The organism is Bradyrhizobium sp. (genome assembly GCF_016462955.1).
Taxonomy (GTDB): domain Bacteria; phylum Pseudomonadota; class Alphaproteobacteria; order Rhizobiales; family Xanthobacteraceae; genus Bradyrhizobium.
In genome coordinates, this window is the sequence record NZ_JAEMSD010000018.1 from 25,534 (window position 1) to 28,036 (window position 2,503).

Here is a 2,503-nt window from a genome sequence, read left to right on the forward strand (position 1 = left end):
GCAAGGACCACGGCAAATACGCGTTTCGCGAATGGAAGCTGCCGGTGAAGCTCGCGTCCGGCAGCCTTGAGCTCAAGGTCCGGGCCACCGGCAATGGCGGCGAGACGCAGCCGGACACGCCGCGCTGGAACCCGGCGGGCTATCTGCGCAACGTCGTCGAAACCGTCCGCGTCACCGTGGCCTGAAGGAGACTGATCATGCCGCGCACCCTTCCCGTCGCCGTCGTCCTTGCCTTTGCCGCCGCGGCGGGTTCGGCACCGGCCGCGCCGGTCAACTACAAGACCCCGGACGAGGTCGCCGCGTTCAAGCCCGGTCCCAATCTCGAGGTCGTGCAGGGCAATTGCACGGCCTGCCATTCATCGGACTACATCGCGACGCAGCCGCCGATGAAGGACAAGAAGGGCTTCTGGCAAGCCGAGGTGACCAAGATGATCAAGGTCTATGGCGCGCCGATCGACGATGCCGATGTCGGCAAGATCGTCGATTATCTGGCCGCGACGTATTGACGGATGCAGCTGCGCCGCGCGGGTCAACTGACCGCGAAACGGGCAAAACCGGCAAGAACGCCGCGAAGTTGAGCGGAATTCGGCGAAATGCCGATGTGGTTTGCGCTACCAAGCCCGCCACATTCCGCGTATCCTGTTAGGACCGAACCGGCCGGTTGGCGGGGACTGGCGGCTCGGAGATTTCGGAGGAAGACCCGCGGAGAAGTCGTGATGGCTAAAGGTACGGTCAAGTGGTTCAACCCGACGAAGGGTTATGGATTTATCCAGCCTGCGTCGGGGGGCAAGGATGTGTTCGTGCATATCTCGGCAGTGCAGAAGGCCGGTCTGTCGACGCTGAACGAAGGACAGACGGTGGAATACGAAGAGATCGCAAACCGGGGCAAGACCTCCGCAGAGAACCTCAAAGTATAAGCCCGCGCCAGCCTTTGCTGCCTCCCGGACCTGTCCGGGAGCGGGGCCAAGAAAATTTCAGAAGACGGCCAGTGCACTCGACGACAGGCGTTGCGATTGCACGAGGATAGCTATTTTCCCTTTGAAGACCGCTGATTCAACGCCACGGCAATGACAATCGCGACGGCACGTCGTCAGCCCACCGGCAACGGTGCGTCGCGCTTGATCTCCTCCATCACCGCATAGGTCCGCGTCTCGCGCACGCCCGGCATCGACAGCAGGGTCTCGCCGAGAAAGCGTCGATACGCGGCCATGTCCGCAAGCCGCGCCTTCACAAGATAGTCGAAGCCGCCGGCAACCATGTGACACTCCAGCACTTCGGGGGCGAGCTTCACCGCGCGGGCAAAGCGCTCGAAATTGTCGGGCGTGGTCTTGTCGAGCAGCACCTCGACGAACACCAGCAGGCCAAGGCCAAGCCGGTGGGGGTTGAGCCGCGCGCCATAGCCTTCGACGAACCCCTCGCGCTGCAGGCGCTTCAGCCGCTCGCCGATCGAGGTCGGCGACAACCCGATGCGCTCGGCGAGCTCGACATTGGCGATGCGACCATCCTCCTGGAGAATAGAGAGGATTCTCCGGTCTATTCGATCCAGTTCCATATTTTATCTAACTGAACGGCTAAGATACTTCATTTTCTAAGGCAAAAAGGCTAGATTGTCTATCGAACTACGGTCACGCGGGCCTTATCCTGGATTTCAACCACAGGACATGCCATGCCGAGCACCCCGCCGCCCTTCTCCGCCCCTTACGCACCCGATGATCGCGAGATCGCCGCGCGCCTGTTGCCGGCCTCGCACCTGTCCCCACCGCAGGAGGCGCGGATCGACCGCACCGCGACGCGGCTGATCGAGGCGATCCGCAAGCGCGACGACCGGCTTGCAGGTAGTCTTGGCGGGGTCGAGGACATGCTGCGGGAGTTCGCGCTCTCGACCAAGGAGGGGCTGGCGCTGATGGTGCTGGCCGAGGCGCTGCTGCGCGTGCCCGACGCGCGCACCGCCGACCAGTTCATCGAGGACAAGCTCGGCGAGGGCGATTTCATCCATCATGAGACCAAGTCCACGGCGTTCCTGGTGAACGCCTCGGCTTGGGCGCTCGGCCTGTCGGCCCGGGTGATCCAGCCCGGCGAGACGACCGACGGCACCATCGGCAGGCTGGTAAAACGGCTCGGCGCACCGGCGGTGCGCACCGCCACGCGCCAGGCGATGCGGCTGATGGGCAATCATTTCGTGCTTGGGGAGACCATTGAGCAGGCGCTGGAGCGGGGTAAGCCGCGCTCCGGCCAGAAGCCGCGCTATTCCTTCGACATGCTCGGCGAAGGTGCGCGCACCGCGGCGGATGCGAAACGCTATTTCGATGCCTATGCCAGTGCCATTGATACGATCGGCAAGGCGGCAGGTCACCGTCCCCTGCCTGACCGGCCGGGCATCTCGGTCAAGCTCTCGGCGCTGCATCCGCGCTTCGAGGCGATCAGCCGCGGCCGCGTCATGCGCGAACTGGTGCCGCTGCTCCTGGACCTCGCACAGCGGGCCAAGACGTATGACCTCAACTTC

Annotated in this window: 4 protein-coding genes and 1 pseudogene; 4 read left to right on the top strand and 1 reads right to left on the bottom strand. The window is 63.7% G+C overall.

Annotation, left to right across the window (positions count from 1 at the left end; all coding sequences use genetic code 11):
• From JHD07_RS03970 to JHD07_RS03980, 3 genes and pseudogenes are all read left to right on the top strand, one after another.
• Positions 1-185, top strand: a pseudogene (locus tag JHD07_RS03970) (oxidase); the annotation flags it as partial.
• Positions 186-197: 12 nt separating this feature from the next.
• Entirely contained in the window at positions 198-506 is a 309-nt protein-coding gene (locus tag JHD07_RS03975) for a cytochrome c (protein WP_291619172.1), read from the top strand.
• A 210-nt stretch (positions 507-716) separates the two neighbouring features.
• A complete protein-coding gene (locus tag JHD07_RS03980; RefSeq protein WP_008563500.1) occupies positions 717-917 on the top strand; it encodes a cold-shock protein in 201 nt (66 codons plus the stop codon).
• 173 nt (positions 918-1,090) lie between these two features.
• Here the strand turns inward: JHD07_RS03980 and JHD07_RS03985 are convergent, their stop codons facing one another.
• Positions 1,091-1,552: an Lrp/AsnC ligand binding domain-containing protein gene (locus tag JHD07_RS03985; protein WP_028182007.1), complete on the bottom strand. Its 462-nt coding sequence runs from the start codon at positions 1,550-1,552 to the stop codon at positions 1,091-1,093.
• A 114-nt stretch (positions 1,553-1,666) separates the two neighbouring features.
• On the opposite strand from JHD07_RS03985, the gene JHD07_RS03990 reads away from it, so the two are divergent.
• Positions 1,667-2,503: proline dehydrogenase family protein (locus JHD07_RS03990; RefSeq protein WP_291619212.1), on the top strand; the 837-nt coding region annotated here is incomplete at its 3' end.

Excerpts from the sequence above, each read along its gene's own strand:
- JHD07_RS03975 (WP_291619172.1), top strand. The coding sequence starts at position 198 with ATGCCGCGCACCCTTCCCGTCGCCGTCGTCCTTGCCTTTGCCGCCGCG.
- JHD07_RS03980 (WP_008563500.1), top strand. The coding sequence starts at position 717 with ATGGCTAAAGGTACGGTCAAGTGGTTCAACCCGACGAAGGGTTATGGA.
- JHD07_RS03985 (WP_028182007.1), bottom strand. The coding sequence starts at position 1,552 with ATGGAACTGGATCGAATAGACCGGAGAATCCTCTCTATTCTCCAGGAG.